This is a genomic window from Pseudomonas sp. XP1 (assembly GCF_053557675.1).
This window is the reverse complement of sequence record NZ_JBNRIJ010000007.1, coordinates 175,291-192,999: the sequence shown is the minus strand read 5'-3', so window position 1 is coordinate 192,999 and position 17,709 is coordinate 175,291. Positions and strand designations below refer to the sequence as shown.

The 17,709-nt window shown below is 62.1% G+C and carries 16 protein-coding genes and 2 tRNA genes; 4 read left to right on the top strand and 14 right to left on the bottom strand.

All coding sequences use genetic code 11. From position 1 onward, the window contains the following. Window positions 1-289: 289 nt before the first annotated feature. From ACK1U9_RS09490 to ACK1U9_RS09480, 3 genes are all read right to left on the bottom strand, one after another. Window positions 290-1,618 carry a tyrosine-type recombinase/integrase gene (locus ACK1U9_RS09490; RefSeq protein ID WP_449109846.1) on the bottom strand — a complete coding sequence of 443 codons (1,329 nt, stop codon included), beginning with the start codon at window positions 1,616-1,618 and terminating at the stop codon, window positions 290-292. Window positions 1,619-1,782: 164 nt separating this feature from the next. Continuing rightward, a tRNA-Thr gene (locus ACK1U9_RS09485) sits at window positions 1,783-1,858 on the bottom strand. 98 nt (window positions 1,859-1,956) lie between these two features. After that, a complete protein-coding gene (locus ACK1U9_RS09480) occupies window positions 1,957-2,205 on the bottom strand; it encodes a hypothetical protein (RefSeq protein ID WP_046614507.1) in 249 nt (82 codons plus the stop codon). Window positions 2,206-2,776: 571 nt separating this feature from the next. On the opposite strand from ACK1U9_RS09480, the gene ACK1U9_RS09475 reads away from it, so the two are divergent. Further along, window positions 2,777-3,052, top strand: coding sequence for a DUF3077 domain-containing protein (locus tag ACK1U9_RS09475; protein ID WP_013970482.1), 276 nt, complete (start codon window positions 2,777-2,779; stop codon window positions 3,050-3,052). 269 nt (window positions 3,053-3,321) lie between these two features. Here ACK1U9_RS09475 and ACK1U9_RS09470 read toward each other — a convergent pair whose 3' ends face one another. The 5 genes from ACK1U9_RS09470 to ACK1U9_RS09450 all read right to left on the bottom strand — a co-directional run bounded on the left by ACK1U9_RS09470 (window position 3,322) and on the right by ACK1U9_RS09450 (window position 7,631). Next, entirely contained in the window at window positions 3,322-4,527 is a 1,206-nt protein-coding gene (locus ACK1U9_RS09470) for a methyltransferase (protein ID WP_449109845.1), read from the bottom strand. Between the two features lie 127 nt (window positions 4,528-4,654). Beyond that, window positions 4,655-5,344, bottom strand: coding sequence for an ABC transporter permease (locus ACK1U9_RS09465; RefSeq protein ID WP_015268628.1), 690 nt, complete (start codon window positions 5,342-5,344; stop codon window positions 4,655-4,657). After that, the gene (locus ACK1U9_RS09460) at window positions 5,344-6,036 is read right to left on the bottom strand and encodes an ABC transporter permease (protein WP_449109844.1); all 693 of its coding nucleotides are present in this window, start codon (window positions 6,034-6,036) and stop codon (window positions 5,344-5,346) included. Before ACK1U9_RS09460 ends, ACK1U9_RS09465 begins: the two co-directional genes overlap by 1 nt. 54 nt (window positions 6,037-6,090) lie before the next feature. Then, the gene (locus ACK1U9_RS09455) at window positions 6,091-6,846 is read right to left on the bottom strand and encodes an ABC transporter substrate-binding protein (RefSeq protein ID WP_075044342.1); all 756 of its coding nucleotides are present in this window, start codon (window positions 6,844-6,846) and stop codon (window positions 6,091-6,093) included. 11 nt (window positions 6,847-6,857) lie between these two features. After that, entirely contained in the window at window positions 6,858-7,631 is a 774-nt protein-coding gene (locus ACK1U9_RS09450; protein ID WP_003257472.1) for an ABC transporter ATP-binding protein, read from the bottom strand. 664 nt (window positions 7,632-8,295) lie between these two features. Here ACK1U9_RS09450 and gabP point away from each other — a divergent pair. After that, window positions 8,296-9,681 (top strand): GABA permease, encoded by a 1,386-nt coding sequence (gene gabP, locus ACK1U9_RS09445; RefSeq protein ID WP_449109843.1) that lies wholly within the window; start codon window positions 8,296-8,298, stop codon window positions 9,679-9,681. Window positions 9,682-9,862: 181 nt separating this feature from the next. Here gabP and ACK1U9_RS09440 read toward each other — a convergent pair whose 3' ends face one another. Together ACK1U9_RS09440 and ppk2 are read right to left on the bottom strand one after the other, a co-directional pair. Further along, window positions 9,863-10,306 carry a hypothetical protein gene (locus ACK1U9_RS09440; RefSeq protein ID WP_013970488.1) on the bottom strand — a complete coding sequence of 148 codons (444 nt, stop codon included), beginning with the start codon at window positions 10,304-10,306 and terminating at the stop codon, window positions 9,863-9,865. A 59-nt stretch (window positions 10,307-10,365) separates the two neighbouring features. After that, a complete protein-coding gene (gene ppk2, locus ACK1U9_RS09435; RefSeq protein WP_046614502.1) occupies window positions 10,366-11,346 on the bottom strand; it encodes a polyphosphate kinase 2 in 981 nt (326 codons plus the stop codon). A 192-nt stretch (window positions 11,347-11,538) separates the two neighbouring features. On the opposite strand from ppk2, the gene ACK1U9_RS09430 reads away from it, so the two are divergent. Next, on the top strand, window positions 11,539-11,745 hold the full coding sequence (locus ACK1U9_RS09430) for a hypothetical protein (RefSeq protein WP_046614501.1): 207 nt from the start codon (window positions 11,539-11,541) through the stop codon (window positions 11,743-11,745). A 139-nt stretch (window positions 11,746-11,884) separates the two neighbouring features. Here ACK1U9_RS09430 and ACK1U9_RS09425 read toward each other — a convergent pair. From ACK1U9_RS09425 to ACK1U9_RS09410, 4 genes are all read right to left on the bottom strand, one after another. Beyond that, window positions 11,885-11,960 (bottom strand) — tRNA-Phe (locus tag ACK1U9_RS09425). Window positions 11,961-12,050: 90 nt separating this feature from the next. Further along, window positions 12,051-12,323, bottom strand: coding sequence for an oxidative damage protection protein (locus ACK1U9_RS09420; RefSeq protein WP_003257478.1), 273 nt, complete (start codon window positions 12,321-12,323; stop codon window positions 12,051-12,053). Then, window positions 12,320-13,387 (bottom strand): A/G-specific adenine glycosylase, encoded by a 1,068-nt coding sequence (gene mutY / locus ACK1U9_RS09415; protein ID WP_108481435.1) that lies wholly within the window; start codon window positions 13,385-13,387, stop codon window positions 12,320-12,322. Before mutY ends, ACK1U9_RS09420 begins: the two co-directional genes overlap by 4 nt. Then, on the bottom strand, window positions 13,384-15,630 hold the full coding sequence (locus ACK1U9_RS09410) for an AsmA family protein (protein ID WP_108481434.1): 2,247 nt from the start codon (window positions 15,628-15,630) through the stop codon (window positions 13,384-13,386). Before ACK1U9_RS09410 ends, mutY begins: the two co-directional genes overlap by 4 nt. Before the next feature lie 387 nt (window positions 15,631-16,017). On the opposite strand from ACK1U9_RS09410, the gene ACK1U9_RS09405 reads away from it, so the two are divergent. Then, the gene (locus tag ACK1U9_RS09405) at window positions 16,018-17,679 is read left to right on the top strand and encodes an OFA family MFS transporter (RefSeq protein ID WP_108481433.1); all 1,662 of its coding nucleotides are present in this window, start codon (window positions 16,018-16,020) and stop codon (window positions 17,677-17,679) included. The last annotated feature ends 30 nt before the right edge of the window (window positions 17,680-17,709 follow it).

The window sequence follows — 17,709 nt, the reverse complement described above, 5'->3', positions numbered from 1 at the left end:
GAACCACCGCGAGAGCGGCGTGACCTTGAAGGTTCGGGTCACCTGGGGTGCTGCCTAAGGCAGCGGTTGCAAGATCAGTTCTACGCCTGTGGATAATTTTGGTCAACGCCTCAATCTCCGTGGCCTCTGAGGCTGTGCATGAAGTTATCCACCGGTGGAAATCAGTGGTATCCAAAGGATTTGTGTCGGCTTTTAGCTTTGCAAAGCGAGGTCCATCCAAACAGGGCGGCTTTGCAGCCCTGTTTGGATGGACCCGAATTAAAGAGCGGCCAACGGTGTTCTGGAGGGTTCACCGACGATTGAATGCGCCACGCCCACTTGGCAAGGGGGTGATGTTCTCGCCGGCTGGGTGGGCGAACTCGTGTGGGGTGACATGCCCGGATCTGTTGGCATCGATGTAATTGCTCCACCACGCCATGATCAGCCGACGCTGCTCCAGAAATTCGGCCTTGTGGATATAGGCGGCGCGCACGCGATTGCGTTCCTTGTGGCTCATCTGCCGCTCAATAGCCGCGTCTGTCCACAGCCCTGACTCCAGCAAGGCGCTACAGGCCATGGTCCTGAATCCATGCCCGCATACCTCCCTGGATGTGTCGTAGCCAACGTTGCGCAGCACCTGGTTAACCGTGTTCTCCGACATTGGCTTCCAATACTTGTGGTCACCGGGCAGCACCAGTTCGGAGAAGCGACTCAAGCCGCGCAGCCGTTCAAGAATCGCGATGACTTGGGGAGAGAGCGGCACCATCTGTATGTCTCCGCTCATCTTGGTGCCACGGGTGGAATTGCGCACGCCGTCGATGGGCTTACGGGTGTCCGGGATTTCCCACATCGCCCTTTGCAGGTCGAACTCATCCCAGCGCGCAAAGCGCAGTTCGCTGGAGCGCACGAACACGTGCAGCGTCAGCAATACAGCCAGCTTGGTTAGCTCACGGCCGTTGTAGTTATCGATCCGGCTGAGTAGTTCGGGGAGACGGTTGAGTGAGAGGGCAGGGCGGTGCACGGTACGCGGGGCATGAATCGAGCCTGCCAGATCGAGCGCCGGATTCTGGCTGATCTGCCGCGCCCGCTTCGCGCCCCGCATGATCGTGGAGAGATAATTCTGCACGCGCAGGGCAACGTCCATGGTGCCGCGATCTTTGATACGCAGAGTGACCTCAAGCAGATCATGGGTATCAAGCTCAGCGATGGGGCGTTGGCCGATCAGAGGGAAGACGTGGGTGCGCAACCGACTCATGACGGTCTTGGCGTGTCCTTCAGTCCAGCGCCGCGACATTTCGGCGTGCCACTCCAGGGCGACTGTTTGGAAAAGCAGGGAGGCTCGTTGGGCAGCAAGCTTCGCTTTCTTCTTCTCTTCCATCGGGTCGAGGTTGTCGAGCAACAGCGCCTTGGCTTCATCGCGCTTGGTCCTCGCGACGGCCAGCGAGATGATGGGGTAGTTGCCGATGATCAGCGTGCCTTCTTTGCCGCTGGGCTTGAAGTAGCGCAATCGCCACGTTTTCACGCCATTGGGTTTCACGAAGAGGTACATGCCGCCACCGTCGAATAGCTTGTAGGCACGTTCGCGAGGTTTTGCCGTACGGCATTTGAGGTCGCTGAGAGGAACGGCTAGACGTGGCATAAGGGTACGTTCTCCATGCAGGCAAGACGCTGTACCCTAAAAATACCCCCGGGGATGGGGTATTTTGTTGGATCCCGACGGAGGGTCCTGGAACGAAAAAACCCGCCAAAGGGCGGGTTTTAGGGGCTTCCAAGGCATTCGGTGGCATGCGATGGAGCTGGATATGGTGCCGGCACCAGGAATCGAACCCGGGACCTACTGATTACAAGTCAGTTGCTCTACCATCTGAGCTATACCGGCAATGGGGCGTCATTATAACGATCGGTTGGCGCCTGTAAACCACTTCGTTGCGAATGTTCGCAAATGACCTAAGTCACCGACCTGAAAGAAGAATTTTCCTACCAGCCGCGATGGATGGTGGTGACGCTTGGCTCGGTTTTGCCTGGGTTGAAGAACAGCTTGTCGTTGTCGCAGCCGCGCTTGCGGCAGGGGCTTTCGGTGCGCAGGGGCAGGCCGTTGTCGCCGCCCAGCTGCATGCCGGGGTGGTTCCAGCCAAGGCTGCTGGTGGGGTGGGGAGCGGTGCCGCTGGCGCAGCCGGTCAGGGCCAGGGTGAGGGTCAGCAGGGCGAGGGGCTTGGTCTGGGTCACGATGGTCGGGTCCGTTAGTCCATGTCGGTTCTGGCGCAACGCCAGAAGGTCGCGGGGCTGGCGGGCAGCGCGCGACGTCACTTTTTAATGATTTGGGGGGCGGATGATACACCGTTGGGCGGGATCAGCGGTGGGGCTTCAGCTTTTTGTTGTCTGTTCTGGCCTCTTCGCGGGTGAACCCGCTCCCACAGGGATATCACTGTTCTCAAGCCATGTGTGATTCCTGTGGGAGCGGGTTTACCCGCGAAAGGGCCATCAGCCGTACGAAAATTCTGAACTAGGGGGCTAATGGCTTCAGGGTTCGGATGCTTCGGAACTATCCTACGCGCGCCGCCGAAGTATCGCTGTTGTCGGGGAAATGGCTCACGGATACCGTTTTCGGGTCGCTCTGGCGACCGGGTGTGAGAACCCAAGTCGAATAAGCGCTACCCCTTTTTGGTGGCCGTACGCGGGCAGACTTTGGTCTGGCCGGGCTTCCTTATTCGACCGGTTTCTCACCCCGCGTACGGCTGCCACCCAAATCCGTGAGAAAGATTTCTGGCAGTCCCCTCCCCGAGTAAGGATTTGTGCCATGAAGAAAACCATCATCGAACCCATCACCACCGCAGGCGTGGAAACCTTCCTCGCAGCCGGTAACCCATCCCTCAATCTGCTACGCGTCGAGCCTGGCGTCCCCGTCGATGCTGCCTATGAGCATGTCTCGATTCTGATGGGCTACATCAAGCACCTGGTGCGCGAGGGGGATATGGAGGATGACCATAAATTCCTGGGTGCCGCCGATTATCTGTGCGACATGGCCAAGGCGCTGATGAACGATATCGAGATTGCCAAGAACAAGGCGCATTGAAAGGCTCCCACAAGGCACTGCGCAAATCAGGCCATTCTGAGTAAGGCTTTAGACGCAGTCGTCAACCACAAGAAATGTTTATGCACAAGTGGCATCGGCGTCTTGCGCGAAAGGCATGCCGGATCAGTACACCGCCTGTCTTTGCGCAAACGCCTGTTTTTACTGGCCTTGACGGGCAAGCCGGAATAAGCCAAGCGTTTGAAATAGCGCTTGGATCCAACAGGTAATCACAAGCTTGTTCACAGAGTTATCCACAGGTTGTGCTGCGGCTAACAGTCGCGTTCGGCAAGGATTAGCAGGTTGCGCGGGGTGAGTGGGTAGTCGCAGAACAGGCCAAGGCGCACGTTGTAGCCTTGTTCTTCGAGGAACAGGGCGCGATCGAGTACCAGCCACAGCTCCAGCGGCCGGCGGAACAGGTTGCGCACGCGCTCCAGGTTGCGGACCTCGGCCAGGCGTTGCCAGCCTGCGGCTTCCAGGGCTGCCCAGTCCGGGTTGCCAGTCAGCTGCAATTGCTTGAGTTCGGCCAGGTCGCGGCAGTACTGCTCGAAGGGCTTCTCCAGCCAGGCCACGGGTAGCGATGGTGTCGGCAGGTACTCGTCGGTCTGGCGCTGCTGGCGTTGCAGCAGGTCGAAGCCCAGGCGCCGGGCCATCGAGGTGTCGCGCTGGCGTCGTACGCGGGCGCCGGCGGTAACGGTTTCGCTCAAGGGCAGGCCCAGGTCGTCCAGTGACAGCCGCAGGCAGGAGGCTTGCGCGGCTGTGGATAACGCCTGGTACTGCTGCGTCGCGATGCGGTTGTAGCAGCAGGGGGCTACGGCCAGTTGCCGGCAACCTTGCTGGCTGGCCAACTGCATCAGGCGCACATGCAGGTCGCCACAGGCGTGCAGGGCGACCACGCTTTTGTCGCCAGCAAGGTGGCGGGCACTGTCGTTGGCCATCACGTCCTGGTGCACATGCTGCGCCGGCAAGTGGTGGTGCGCGCTCAGGGCCTGGCCGGCGGCGACCAGTTCGGCATCGTATTCCAGGCAGGTCAGGTGTTGGCCGGGTTGCAGCAGGCGGCGGCCCAGGTGGCCTTTGCCGGAGCACCAGTCCAGCCAGTGACGGGGCTGTTCGCGGAAGGCCAGGTGGCTGGCGAAGGCTTCGATCTGCTGCCATTTGCGGCCGGGGACGGCGACGTCGAGGCGGTGCGCGGCGGTGGGTAGATCGGTCGCCGGGAGGTTGCCGAGGGCCGAAAGCTGTTGGGCTTGCTGGGCCAGTTGCGGGAACGGGGCGGGCAATGGGGCAGCGGTGGTGTCGGTTTCGGCGTCTGCCAGGGAGCATTGGCGCAGGTGGGCGGCAAGCTCGGGGTGGGCGCTTTCCCAGGCCAGCTGCAGGCTGGTGAAGGGGCGGGGTTTCCACAGCTGCTGGTGCTCGATCAGGAACTGGTCGAGGGCCTGGAAGCGGGTGCTTAGGTGGGGGCTGTGGAGGTGGTTGGGCATGGCAAGGATATGTGTGGATTTGAGGGCCTCTTCGCGGGTGAACCCGCTCCCACAGGTATAGTGCACAGCTTGAGGGCTGTGGGGTCCCTGTGGGAGCGGGTTTACCCGCGAAGAAGGCTAAGTGGTTTCAGCGGCCCTGGCAGGCATCCACGCGCAACCAACGCTCCAGCAGCTTGAAGCCCTGCACCAGCACGAACGAGATCACCAGGTAGAACACCCCGGCGGCAAAGAAGATCTCTACCGGCAGGTAGGTGCGGGCGATGATGGTACGGGCCATGCCGGTCAATTCCAGCAGGGTCACGGTACTGGCCAGGGCGCTGGCCTTGAGCATCAGGATCACTTCGTTGCTGTACGCCGGCAGGCCGATGCGCGCGGCGCGTGGCAGCATGATGTAGAACAGCGTCTTGCCCCGCGACATGCCCAGCGCCCGCGCCGCCTCGATCTCACCCTTGGGGATCGACTGCAGCGCGCCGCGCAGGATCTCGGCGATGTAGGCAGCAGTGTGCAGGGTCATGGTCAGCACGGTGCACCAGAACGGGTCGCGCAGGTACGGCCACAGCGAACTCGAACGCACCGCGTCGAACTGCGCCAGGCCGTAGTAGACCAGGAACAGCTGCACCAGCAGCGGCGTGCCACGGAAGAAGAAGATGTAGCTGAACGGCACCGCGCGCACATACCAGTGGCGCGAGGAGCGGGCGATGCCCAGCGGGATGGCCAGGATCAACCCGGCAACCACCGCGATGGCCACCAGCTCCAGGGTCAGGGTCGCACCCTGGGCCAGGCGTGGCAGCCATTTGATGATGACTTCCCAATTCATTATTCGGCCCTCGCAAAGCCGCGAGCGGCGCGTTTTTCCATGAAGTGCATTCCGGCCATCGCGATGATGGTCAGGCTCAGGTAGATGCAGGCCGCGACCATGTAGAAGGTGAACGGCTCTTTGGTCACGGTCACGCCGATTTGTGCGTGGCGCATGATTTCTTCCAGGCCGATCACCGACACCAAGGCGGTGTCCTTCATCAGGATCATGAACAGGTTGCCAAGGCCGGGCAGGGCGATGCGCCACATTTGCGGCAGGATGATCCGCGAAAGGATGCGGCCCTTGGACAGGCCAAGCGCCAGGCCGGCTTCACGGTGGCCCTTGGGGATCGCCAGGATGGCGCCACGGAACACTTCGGTGGCGTAGGCGCCGAAGCACAGGCCCAGCGCGATAACACCCGCAGCGAAGGCGCTGAGCTCCAGGCCCGGCATGTTCAGGGCTTCACCGAGGGCGTTCATCAAGCCGACGGTGCCGAAATAAATAAGCAGTACCCACAGCAGTTCGGGCACGCCGCGAACCAGGGTCGAATAGAAGCCACCAAGCCATTGCAGCGGCTTGATCGAGGAAGTCTTGGCCAGGGCGCCGAGCAGGCCCAGGACCAGCCCCAGCAGCAAGGCGCAAAGCGCCAGTTTTACGGTCATCAGGGTGCCGGCCATCATGGCCGGACCGAATCCGTGCAGGTCGATATTCATGGGCAGGTCATTCTAGGGACTGGCGCGCCGCAAGGGCGCGCCGGTCGGGGCGGATCATTCGATGCTGAACGGGAAGTACTTGTCGTTGATCTTCTTGTACGTGCCGTCGGCCTTGATTTCTGCCAGGGCCTTGTTCAGGTCGTCGCGCAGCTTGGTGTCACCCTTGCGCACGGCAATGCCGATCTTGTCGCTGTCCATCACCGGCTCGCCCTTGAACTCGAAGTTCGAGCCGTCTTTGCTTTTCAGCCACTCGTACTGCACGTACTTGTCGGCCAGTATGCCGTCGATGCGGCCGGAAACCAGATCGAGGTAGGCGTTTTCCTGGGTGTCGTACAGCTTGATCTCTACGTCGTCACCGTAGTTGTCTTCAAGCCAGGTACCAGCAAGGGTGGCGCGCTGGGTGCCGATCACCTTGCCCTTGAGCGAGGCCTTGTCGGTCTTGAAGTCGACGTTTTTCGGCGCGATGAACTGCAGCTTGTTCGAGTAGTACGGCTCGGTGAAGTCCACGGCCTGCTTGCGCTCGTCGGTGATCGACAGCGACGACACCAGGAAGTCGAACTTCTTGGCGTTCAAGGCCGGGATGATGCCGTCCCAGTCGGAAGTGACGACCGAGCACTCGACTTTCATCTTGGCGCACAGGGCGTCGCCGATGTCTTTGTCGAAGCCGACCACGTTACCGCTGGCATCCTTGTTGTTGAACGGTGGGTAGGCGGCTTCGATACCCATGCGCAGTTTTTCTGCGGCCAGGGCGTTGGCCGACATCACCAGCGTGGCAGCAGCTGCCAGGAGGAACTTCTTGTAAGTGTGCATGTATTGCTCCGTTAGCGGTGGCTGGACATGAATTGCTTGCAACGCGCCGAGGTCGGGTTCTCGAAGACCTGCTGCGGCGATCCCTGCTCTTCTACCAGGCCCTGGTGCAGGAAGACGACTTCACTGGACACATGGCGGGCAAAGCTCATCTCGTGCGTCACCAGCAGCATGGTACGGCCTTCTTCGGCCAATGCGCGGATAACGTTTAGCACTTCCTGGACCATTTCCGGGTCGAGCGCCGAAGTTGGCTCGTCGAACAGGATGACCTTGGGCTTCATGGCCAGGGTACGGGCAATGGCGGCGCGCTGTTGCTGGCCACCGGAAAGCTGGGCGGGGTAGCTGTGGCGCTTGTCGTAGATGCCCACCTTGTTCAACAGGGCTTCGGCGGCTTCGATGGCCTCGGCCTTGCTCTGGCCGAGCACGCGGCGTGGCGCCTCGATGATGTTGTCGAGGATCGACATGTGCGGCCACAGGTTGAAGTTCTGGAAGACGAAGCCGATCTCGCTGCGCAGGCGGTTGATCTGGCGGTTGTCCGCGGCGACCAGGTCGCCGTTCTTGGCGGCCTTGAGCTTGAGGGCTTCACCGGCGACCAGGATTTCGCCCTGGTGCGGGTTTTCGAGCAGGTTGATGCAGCGCAGCAGGGTGGACTTGCCGGAGCCGGACGACCCCAGGATGGAGATCACGTCACCGTCGCGCGCGGTCAGCGAAATGCCCTTGAGAATTTCCTGCTCGCCGTAGCGTTTGTGCAGATTGCGGATTTCCAGCGCGGGCGTGGCCTGAGCCATGTGCGGTCCTCATGTGTACGGGTGCGTTCCCAGCTGTTGGCGGCCTTCCTGGCGTGCGCCACGCTAGCATAGCGGCATTATCACGGCCAACAGGGTCGCTGGGGGCTCGGGGCGCTGGTGGGGCAGTTTGTCGCATCGTTGCAGCGCAACGTCGCGCGGATGTCCGCGAAGGCATCGCCCAGCACCAGAGCCTTGATGAAAAAAGGCGCGATGGTGCCAGCTTTGGCCCGCTCATGGAAGCGGTTTTAGACCTTTCGCGGGCATGCCCGCTCCCACAGGTTCTTTAAAATGCCCAAATGGTTGCGCCTGACCTGTGTGAGTGAGTATGCCCGCGAACGGAGGCGGTCAGGTGCCGAGGTTGTACCTGCAGGTTGCACTTTTTGGCATTGCAGTGGTGCACGGGTGTTACCGGGGAGCACCTTTGGTGCGTTTGTAAGTGAGTATTTCAGTAATCCGATGATTTGGCGGCCTTTCGGTCAGGCATTGGCCGAAAGCCCTCCAAACCGCATACCAAAAGGCTCGCAGACTTTTCTGACGAATGCATTCAGCACATGGCGCGCTTATTGCCAGTTGGAAACCGCCGATTGCAGCGACGCCCAGGTCAACCCCAGGCGCGCTCCGTAACCGCAGTCGGAGTGGTCCACTCCTTACAAAGGTAGTTTTAATGAGCGGTAACAATTCCAATGACCTCGCTCAGGGGCTCAAACAACGGCATGTGACCATGCTGTCCATCGCTGGCGTCATCGGTGCCGGCCTGTTCGTTGGCTCCGGCCACGCCATCGCTGCTGCCGGCCCGGCCGTGCTGCTGGCTTACGCTGCCGCCGGTACGCTGGTCGTGCTGGTGATGCGCATGTTGGGCGAAATGGCGGTCGCCTCGCCTGACACAGGTTCGTTCTCGACATATGCCGACCGCGCCATCGGGCGTTGGGCCGGTTTCACCATTGGCTGGCTGTACTGGTGGTTCTGGGTACTGGTAATTCCGCTGGAGGCCAACGCCGCCGCGGCCATCCTGCATGCCTGGTTCCCTGCGGTCGACCTGTGGGCGTTCTCCCTGGTCATCACCCTGGCGCTGACCCTGACCAACCTGTGCAGCGTGAAGAACTACGGCGAGTTCGAGTTCTGGTTCGCCCTGCTCAAGGTGCTGGCGATCATCGGCTTCATCGCTGTGGGTTGTGCTGCCTTGTTCGGCTTCATGCCGAGCAGCCAGGTAAGCGGTGCCAGCCACCTGTTCGACACCCAGGGCTTCATGCCTAACGGCCTGGGCGCGGTGCTGGCAGCCATGCTGACCACCATGTTCTCGTTCATGGGTACCGAAATCGTTACCATCGCCGCTGCCGAATCGAAGGACCCGGGCAAGCAGATCAGCCGCGCCACCAACTCGGTGATCTGGCGTATCTGCCTGTTCTACCTGGTGTCGATCTTCCTGGTCGTGGCACTGGTGCCATGGAACGACCCGGCCCTGGCCGAGACCGGTTCCTACCAGACCGTGCTGAGCCGCATCGGCGTGCCGAATGCCAAACTGATCGTCGATATCGTCGTGCTGATCGCCGTGACCAGCTGCCTGAACTCGGCGCTGTACACCTCGTCGCGCATGCTGTTCTCGCTGAGCAAGCGTGGTGACGCCCCGGCCATTGCCCAGCGCACCACCAAGTCGGCTACCCCGCATGTGGCGGTTCTGCTGTCCACTGCAGCGGCGTTCCTCTGTGTGTTCGCCAACTTCGTGGCCCCGGCCCAGGTGTTCGAGTTCCTGCTTGCCAGCTCTGGTGCCATTGCGCTGCTGGTGTACCTGGTGATTGCCGTGTCGCAGTTGCGCATGCGTGCCCAGCGTGAAGCCCGCGGCGAGAAGATCACCTTCAAGATGTGGCTGTTCCCGGGCCTGACCTGGGCGACCATTGCCTTCATCATCGCCATTCTGGTGGTAATGGCGCTGCGTGAGGACCATCGCGCCGAAATCATCGCGACCGCACTGCTGAGCATTGGTGTGGTGGCGGCTGGCTTGCTGGTGCACCGCAAGCGTGAAGCTGCCGGGCGGGTGGCGCTGGATAACTGATCTGCGCTAGCTGAAATGAAAAGGCCGCGTCCTGTGAAGGGCGCGGCCTTTTTTGTGGACTGTACCGGCCTGTTCGCGGGTAAACCCGCTCCCACAGGTACACCACATATCTCAATTTCTGTGATATCCCTGTGGGAGCGGGTTTACCCGCGAATGGGCCGGGGCAGGTCACATGGCCCTGTCAACCAAACTGCTTCTGCTGCTGTTGCTGCTTGGCAACCAGTTCAGAAGCCGCCACATAAGCTGCCTGGAACTCATCGCTCTCCAGCCAGGCCATGGTGGCCTCTTCGTCGGCCCCGTCCAGCCATTTGCGGTAGGCATTGAACACCAGCACGATGTAGTCGGTGGCGTGTTCTTCCTTGTGCCCCTTGAGCACCAGGGCCAGCAGCGGGTCTACCAGAAACACCGAAATCATCGGCACTAGGCCGCCTTCCTGGGCTTCCTTCATCTTCTTGAACAGTGGGTCGTAGCTGCCCGATTCCATGGCCTTGTTATACACCTGCTCGATGCTGGCGCTGTCGCCTGCGCTGGCCTTGACTGCCTGGCCGCTGCGTACCATGCGGTTCTGCTTGGCCTTGCTGGCGGCGCGCTTGGCGCGTTTCTGTTGCTTGGTGGGGGTGGCCATGGGGTGAATCCTTGGTGGGGCGGAAATTGCGCGTATTGAAGCGCAGCAGGCACGCCGATTCAACTGGCCTGCGGCTCTGCCTCATCTTCCTCGAAACCTCGCGATGCGCGCCCGACCAGCAGCGCATCCGGTGCATGCGCCACGCTGTGGTCCTTGCCCGGGTAATCCAGCGAATGCAGGAAGTGCCGGATGCAGTTGATCCGCGCACGCTTCTTGTCATCGGACTTGATCACGGTCCATGGCGCATCGGCAGTATCGGTATGGAAGAACATCGCCTCCTTGGCAGCGGTGTAGTCGTCCCACTTGTCCAGCGACTTGATATCGATGGGTGACAGCTTCCAGTGCTTCAGTGGGTCGTCCCGGCGCGAGATGAAGCGGCGCAGCTGCTCTTCGCGGTTCACCGAGAACCAGTACTTGAACAGCAGGATGCCGCTGTTGCACAACATCCGCTCCAGCTCCGGGGCCTGGCGCATGAATTCCAGGTATTGCAGCGGCGAGCAGAAATCCATCACCTTTTCGACCCCGGCGCGGTTGTACCAGGAGCGGTCGAAGAACACCATTTCGCCCGCTGTGGGCAGGTGCTGGATGTAGCGCTGGAAGTACCACTGGCCTTTTTCCTGCTCGGAAGGCTTTTCCAGGGCAACGATGCGCGCACCGCGAGGGTTGAGGTGCTCCATGAAGCGCTTGATGGTGCCGCCCTTGCCTGCGGCATCGCGCCCTTCGAACAGGATCACCACGCGCTGGCCGGTTGCCTTAACCCAGCTCTGTACCTTCAGCAACTCGATCTGCAGTGCGTGCTTGGCCTTTTCGTAGTCCTGGCGACGCATGCGGGTGCGGTAGGGGTAGCTGGCCGGCAGGCGGGCCGAGGTGCTGTCTTCGTTGCTGCCCTTGGGGGCGGTGGCGACTTCCAGTGCCGCAGGTTGCTGGCTGATGCTGGTGATCGTCGGCTCCGGCTTGCGCTGGCGTGGGCGGCGCATGCGGGCTGTGGTGATGGCGGGCTCGCTGGGAGCGGGGAGCAGGAGGGGGGATTCTTCGCTCATGGAGGTCCTTGCGGGTCGGGTCGGATGTCCATGCTCCATGCTATCGAGAGTTGGCGGCTGCCTCGTTGATGCGGGTCAATGGCTAATGGCCTGGCGCCACCGTGTCATCGGTTCCACCTGTTGTGGGCTGCAAGCGCCAAATAGGCTGCGTAAGCCTCGCACGGTGTGGGGCACTTGAACTGGAGGTTACACATGAAGCACTACTTTTATCTCAACTTCATCAGCTATGACGAAGACGGCGAGGAGGTGGGTTACCGCTCGGGAACTCTGCCTGCTGACAGCTATCGGGTGACCGCGGCGGACATCAAGAAAATCGCCGATTCGGTCCCGGGCCAGACGCTGCATTTGTTGAGCGTCTCCTACTTGGGGCAGATGACGCAGAGTGAGTATGAGGGTTAAGCGTTTTTGTAGGGCGGCCCCCCCTTGATGAGGCGGGGGCTTTCCTGGAGGACAAAAAACACAGACAACAAAAAACCCGCACTAGGCGGGTTTCTTGTTGTCGCTTCGGGTAACTTTGCAACCACCAGAAGCTTGAAGGTGGTGCCCAGAGACGGAGTCGAACCGCCGACACGAGGATTTTCAATCCTCTGCTCTACCGACTGAGCTATCTGGGCGACGAGGTGAATTAAATAGACTTTCAGACCGCTCGTCAACGACTTTTTAAAAAAATTTTAAATTAATTCCGTCGCTTACGTTCCGTGGGGTCATTCCGAGGGTGGAACGTAGCCTTCCGCCTGGGCGTATTCTTCGCCGGCGAAAAACTTGTCCATCTCGCCCTGGAGGAATTTGCGGTCCTCGGCGTTCATCATGTTCAGGCGTTTTTCGTTGATCAGCATGGTCTGGTGCTTCTGCCAGTCGGCCCACGCTTTCTGCGAGATGTGTTCGAAGATGTCCTGGCCCTTGGCGCCGGGGTAGGGCGGGCGTTCCAGGCCTGGCAGTTCTTCTTTGTACTTGCGGCACATCACGGTGCGGGTCATAGGGCGTCTCCTGCAATCAGTTCGTCGGCCGCGCGTTTGAGCAGTTTTTTCACCGGGGCGGCGAGGCCCAGGCGCGGCGGGGTGGCGAGGTTATACCAGAGCCAGTCGGCCTCGGCCACGTGCTGGCCGACCGGGTCGACGCGCACCAGCCAGGGCTCGATCGCCAGCTGGAAGTGGCTGAAGGTATGGGTCAGGCCGTCCATGGCGCGGCTGTCAGCCAGGCGAAGGCCGTGTTGGTAGGCCAAGTCGTCGAGCTGGGCGATGTCGTCCAGTTCCGGCAGGCTCCACAAACCACCCCACAGGCCGCTGGACGGGCGGCGGTAAAGCAGGATGGCGCCTTCGTGGTTGGCCAGCAGCGGCATCAGTGTGCGGCGTTGCGGCAGTGCCTTGCGCGGCTTGGGCTCGGGGTAGCGGGTTTCCTCACCGTGCAGGTGCGCTTCGCAGCCTCGCTGTAGTGGGCAGATCAGGCAACTGGGCTTGCTGCGAGTACACAGCGTGGCGCCCATGTCCATCATCGCCTGGGTGTAGTGGTTGGCTCGCTGCTGCGGGGTAAAGCGTTCGGCCGTGGCCCACAGCTGGTTGGCCACCTTGGGCTCGCCGGGGTAGCCAGCCTGGGCGGTGTAGCGGGCCAGCACGCGCTTGACGTTGCCGTCGAGGATCGGTGCGCGGATGCCCATGCTGATGCTGGCGATGGCACCGGCGGTGGAGCGGCCGATGCCAGGCAGCTCGGTGAGCTGCTCGACACTGCGCGGGAATTCGCCGCCATGCTGTTCGACCACGATCTTCGCTGCCTTTTGCAGGTTGCGTGCCCGGGTGTAGTAGCCCAGGCCCGTCCACAGGTGCAGCACCTCGTCCTCCGGCGCCTCGGCCAGGGCCTGCACGGTCGGCAGGGCCTGCATGAAGCGGTCGAAGTAGTTGAGCACGGTGCTGACCTGGGTCTGCTGCAACATGATTTCCGACACCCACACCCGGTATGGGTTGATGCCCTGTTGCCAGGGCAGGTCGTGCCGGCCGTGTTCGTCATACCAATCCAGCACAGCGCTGGAGAACTGCTCGGGGCTCATCGCTTGAACAGCCCCTTGAGCGCGTCTTTCAATTCAGGGCTCACTTTGTCTCCGAGTTTTTCATCGATCTTGTCCTGCAGGCGGTTGCCGGCCAGCTTGGCGGCAACCTTGCCCAGGCCGTCCTGGTCCAGGCGACAGGCTTTGGCGCCCAGCTCAAGCGGGCCGCGGCAGCGCAGCGGTATTTCGACACCCACATAGCGTTCGTTGACCTGGCAGGCCGGGTCCGGCATGGCGCGCTGGTCGCCTTCGACGACCACGCCAACGTTGTAGTCCATGCCCAGTACACGCAGGTCGAGGTCACCATGGCCATTGACGGTCAAGCCCGGAATGCGCGCCTTGAGGTCTGGGTTGTTGGCAACGCCATTGCGCACCACCAGGCTGCCGCGCAGTTCCTGGAACGGGGTGTCCTTGCCGCGTGGCTCGCCGGTGAGCGATTTGCGGTTCAGCGTGGCGATGGCCTTGCACAGCTGCTGTTCCAGGTTGGCATTGACCAGCACGCCGTCGTTGATGACGAAGTTGGCGTTGCCGTTGAGGGTGTCGACCAGGGCCTTCTGGCTGTTGCCGGTGGCGGTCAGGTCGCTGGCCAGGGTCAGCAGGCCTTTGACCGGTGGCGTCTGTTCCTTGCCCTCGGTCTTGATGAAGTGTTCCACCGGCACCCGCTGGATGCTGGTATTGACGCCCAGTTGCGGCACGGCAGGGCGCACATCGACGGTGCCCTTGGCCTCGAAGGTGCCTTTGTACAGTTCACCGCGCAGGGTTTGCAGGGTCAGCAGGCCGCCCTGGCCGGTGGCCTTGAGCTGGGCCTCTTCGATCGGCAGTTTGTCCAGGGTCAGCGAGCCGAAGGCCAGGTCGGCCTGCAAGTCCAGGGCGCGCAGGCGGTCGACCGGCAGCAGCTTGTCGTCGCTCCAGGCGACCTGGGTCGGGGCGTTGGGAAGCGGCGTGGTGCCAGGGCCGGCGACCGCGCTGGCTTCCTGTTGCTTGACCTCGGCCTGGCGCGCGGCAGTGGCGCCCTTGGCCTCTTCACTCTTGGCCGGCAGGTAGCGGTCGGCGTTGAAGGTGTCGCCCTTGAGCTGCAGGCGCAGGGCCTGTTTGGCGAAGTCTTCGACGGCCACGCGGCCACTGAATGTGCTGTCATCCAGCTTCACCGCCAGGTCTTCCAGGGCCAGGCTGTTCGGCGTGCCCTGCAGGCGGGTGACCAGTTCCAGCTTGGCGAAGGCCGCCGGGTCGTTGGTGGCCGGCAGCGGGCGGCCGATGCTGTCGAGGAAGGTGCGCAGGTCGAACTGGGCGATGGACAGGCCACCGCTAAGCTGTGGCGCCTTGTCCAGGTCACGCAGGTTCAGTTCGCCCAGGGCGCGCAGCTGGTTGGCCGAGACTTTCAGGCCGTTCCACGAGGCGACATTGGCGGCCAGGTCGACCAGCACCTGGCCTTGGGCAGCGAAGGTCACGGTCTTGCCGCCGGTGGGCTCGCCCGAGGTTTCGCCCGACAGGCGCATGTCTTCGAAGTTGTAGCGCTTGAGCTTGCGGTCGAAGCGCAGCTCGCCGGCCAGTTCGGTGCGGGCCTTGATGTTCGGCTGGCCGGCACTTAGGAAGGCGCTGGCCTTGAGCGGAATGTTCGCCCCTTCGTGGACCGGGCCGGTGCTCAGCTGGATACTTTCGGCGCTGTAGCTCTGGCCGGTCTTCGCATCGGTGTACTGCACGCGTGCGTTGTTCACGGTCAGGCTGTCGATGTCCAGCTTGACGGCGCGTTCGTTGCTGGCGACCGGTGCCGACGCCTGTTCAGCTGGTGCCTGGGCCGGTGCACTGGCCTGCGTATCGGCGCTGGTGCCGTTCTGCGCGGACAATGGCTTGCCGATGTCTTCCCAGTTGCCATGGCCCTGTTCGTCACGGGCCAGGGTCAGGTTCAGGCCCTCGACGCGCACGTCGCTCATTTGCACTTCGCGGCGCAGCAGTGGCAGCACACGCACCGACAGGCCGAGCATCTGCAGGTCGGCGAACGGCTCCTTGGGTTTGTTCAAGGTGGCAATGCTCGCTTCGTGCAACTCCAGGCCCAGCCACGGGAACAGGCTCCAGCCGATGTCCCCGTTGAGGGTCAGCTCGACGTGAGCCTTGTCACGTGCCAGCTGGCGAATCTCGTCTTTGTAGTCGTTGGGATCGAAGAGGTGGGTCAGGGCGAAGCCCAGCGCCACGATGATCAGCAGCAACCCGAGAAGCCCAAGTCCCAGGATTTTGCCGAACGCTTTCATGGGCGAGTCCTTGTAGTCCGTTTTTGAAATTCAGGCGCCAGAGTATAGCGCCGCAGTGGTTGCCCCTGCGTATTCGACCAGAGATACGAGACATTTCCTATGCGTGCATCAGATGGTACGGCTTTCGACAGCCATGATTTTGTCAGTTCCGAACGTGCGGCCTGAACTGGCCCTATCGCCGGCAAGCCAGCTCCCACAGGGATCGCGCTGTTCCCGAGGTAGGTGGGGTACTTGTGGGAGTTGGCTTGCCGGCGATAGGGCCGGTAAAGGCAACATGACCGTTTCAGCCGAGCAAAAATTAACGATATCAGATTGCTTTCACGCTGCTTGATGCTGCTACCCTTGCGCCGCTTTGCCTGCACCCTCCCTATAAGAAGGATCTGATCCATGAGCAGTACCGTCGCGGCGGGGACCTTGGCCAGTGCGCCAGGCTTCCTGTCGAAGGAGCGCATCATCGCCCGTCCGGGCTTCAACCGCTGGCTGGTCCCGCCGGCCGCCCTGGCCATACATCTGTGCATCGGCATGGCCTATGGCTTCTCGGTGTTCTGGCTGCCGCTGTCGCAAGCCCTTGGCATCACCGCTCCAGTTGCCTGCGCAGCGGACATGGGCTTCATGGCCCGTATGTTCAGCGCCGAATGCGATTGGCCGATTTCCATGCTGAGCTGGATCTACACCCTGTTCTTCGTCTTCCTCGGTTGCTCGGCGGCCGTGCTGGGTGGTTGGCTGGAGCACGCGGGCCCGCGCAAGGCCGGCCTGGTGTCGGCACTGTGCTGGTGCGGCGGCATGCTGATTTCAGCGATTGGCGTGAAAACCCACCAGCTGTGGCTGATGTGGCTGGGTTCCGGCGTAATCGGTGGTATCGGCCTGGGCCTGGGCTACATCTCGCCGGTTTCGACCCTGATCAAGTGGTTCCCGGACAAGCGCGGCATGGCCACCGGCATGGCGATCATGGGCTTCGGTGGCGGGGCCATGGTCGGTGCACCGCTGGCCACCGCGCTGATGGGCCATTTCGGCAATGCGCAGGAAGTGGGCGTGTGGCAGAGCTTCGTCGTCATGGCGGCGATCTACTTCGTGTTCATGACCGCCGGTGCCCTGGCGTATCGCGTACCGCCCACCGGCTGGAAGCCAGAAGGCTGGAGCGCCCCAGTGAAGAAAGCTGGCAATACCATGGTCACCGACCGCCACGTACACGTCAGCGTGGCCTGGAAGACCCCGCAGTTCGCGCTGATCTGGCTGGTGCTGTGCCTGAACGTGTCGGCCGGTATCGGCATCCTCGGCATGGCTTCGCCCTTGTTGCAGGAAGTGTTCGCCGGCAAGCTGCTGGGCAACGGGCTGAGCTTCAGTGAGCTGAACAGCGCCCAGCTGGCGCAGATTGCGGCGATCGCCGCCGGCTTCACCGGCCTGCTGAGCCTGTTCAACATCGGCGGGCGGTTCTTCTGGGCGTCGTTCTCGGACTACATTGGCCGCAAGAACACCTATTTCGCCTTCTTTGCCTTGGGCGTAGGCTTGTACAGCCTGGTGCCGAACATGGGGCACCTGGGTAACGTGGCGCTGTTCGTGGCGGCGTTCTGCGTCATCCTGTCGATGTACGGTGGTGGGTTTGCCACGGTACCGGCCTACCTGGCCGACCTGTTCGGCACGCAGATGGTCGGCGCCATTCATGGCCGCCTGCTGACTGCCTGGGCAGCGGCGGGGGTTCTGGGGCCGGTGCTTATCACCTACCTGCGCGAGTACCAGTTGGCGGCAGGGGTGGAGCGTGCAGCTGCCTATGACATGACCTTGTACATCCTCGCCGGCCTGTTGGTGCTGGGCTTCGTCTGCAACATGCTGGTGCGGCCGGTGGCCGACAAGCATTTCATGAGCGATGCCGAACTGGCTGCCGAGCGGGCGTTGAGCCATGACAAGGGCGCCGACGGGGCGCGCTCGCTGGAGTGGAAGGCGGCGCCGGGTAGCCTGCCACTGGTGCTGCTGGCCTGGGCAGTGGTGGTCGTGCCGTTGGCCTGGGGCGTTTGGATTACCCTGCAGAAGACGGCTGTGCTGTTCCATTGATCAGTGGTAAAACCGGCTGACTTCGCTGGC

Bases quoted from the DNA above. Each gene is read 5' to 3' on its own strand.
- ACK1U9_RS09490 (WP_449109846.1), bottom strand. From the start codon at position 1,618: ATGCCACGTCTAGCCGTTCCTCTCAGCGACCTCAAATGCCGTACGGCA.
- ACK1U9_RS09475 (WP_013970482.1), top strand. From the start codon at position 2,777: ATGAAGAAAACCATCATCGAACCCATCACCACCGCAGGCGTGGAAACC.
- ACK1U9_RS09470 (WP_449109845.1), bottom strand. From the start codon at position 4,527: ATGCCCAACCACCTCCACAGCCCCCACCTAAGCACCCGCTTCCAGGCC.
- ACK1U9_RS09465 (WP_015268628.1), bottom strand. From the start codon at position 5,344: ATGAATTGGGAAGTCATCATCAAATGGCTGCCACGCCTGGCCCAGGGT.
- ACK1U9_RS09460 (WP_449109844.1), bottom strand. From the start codon at position 6,036: ATGAATATCGACCTGCACGGATTCGGTCCGGCCATGATGGCCGGCACC.
- ACK1U9_RS09455 (WP_075044342.1), bottom strand. From the start codon at position 6,846: ATGCACACTTACAAGAAGTTCCTCCTGGCAGCTGCTGCCACGCTGGTG.
- ACK1U9_RS09450 (WP_003257472.1), bottom strand. From the start codon at position 7,631: ATGGCTCAGGCCACGCCCGCGCTGGAAATCCGCAATCTGCACAAACGC.
- gabP (WP_449109843.1), top strand. From the start codon at position 8,296: ATGAGCGGTAACAATTCCAATGACCTCGCTCAGGGGCTCAAACAACGG.
- ACK1U9_RS09440 (WP_013970488.1), bottom strand. From the start codon at position 10,306: ATGGCCACCCCCACCAAGCAACAGAAACGCGCCAAGCGCGCCGCCAGC.
- ppk2 (WP_046614502.1), bottom strand. From the start codon at position 11,346: ATGAGCGAAGAATCCCCCCTCCTGCTCCCCGCTCCCAGCGAGCCCGCC.
- ACK1U9_RS09430 (WP_046614501.1), top strand. From the start codon at position 11,539: ATGAAGCACTACTTTTATCTCAACTTCATCAGCTATGACGAAGACGGC.
- ACK1U9_RS09420 (WP_003257478.1), bottom strand. From the start codon at position 12,323: ATGACCCGCACCGTGATGTGCCGCAAGTACAAAGAAGAACTGCCAGGC.
- mutY (WP_108481435.1), bottom strand. From the start codon at position 13,387: ATGAGCCCCGAGCAGTTCTCCAGCGCTGTGCTGGATTGGTATGACGAA.
- ACK1U9_RS09410 (WP_108481434.1), bottom strand. From the start codon at position 15,630: ATGAAAGCGTTCGGCAAAATCCTGGGACTTGGGCTTCTCGGGTTGCTG.
- ACK1U9_RS09405 (WP_108481433.1), top strand. From the start codon at position 16,018: ATGAGCAGTACCGTCGCGGCGGGGACCTTGGCCAGTGCGCCAGGCTTC.